General features: G+C 67.6%; 1 protein-coding gene. It reads left to right on the top strand.

All coding sequences use genetic code 11. The features are described from left to right. A partial coding sequence (locus PUR61_RS13535; protein WP_329879063.1) for a hypothetical protein occupies positions 1-334 on the top strand: 334 nt, incomplete at its 5' end. Positions 335-349: the final 15 nt, after the last annotated feature.

Here is a 349-nt window from a genome sequence, read left to right as displayed (position 1 = left end):
GGTAGCGGTGGCGGTTACCGTGGCCGTGACGACCGCCCCTCGGGTGGTAGCGGTGGCGGCTTCCGTGGCCGTGACGACCGCCCCTCCGGTGGCAGCGGAGGCGGTTACCGTGGCCGCGATGACCGTCCGTCCGGTGGTTTCGGTCGTGACCGTGACGACCGTGGATGCGACCGCGGCGCCTAACGACGACACTACCTCACTTCCAGAGGGTGAGGAGGCGGCTTCCGTCGACAAGACCACCCCACCACTGGAAGACGCGGAGGCTAAAACCGACGCCGAGACCAACCACCGTCAGGTTGCGTCCGTCAACAACGAGACCACCGTGGCGGCATAACCGACGACCACACGC

Source organism: Streptomyces sp. BE20, from assembly GCF_036322525.1.
In the GTDB taxonomy this organism is placed as follows: Bacteria; Actinomycetota; Actinomycetes; order Streptomycetales; family Streptomycetaceae; genus Kitasatospora.
Note: the sequence above shows the minus strand (reverse complement) of the source record. Positions and strands in the feature narration are given on the sequence as shown.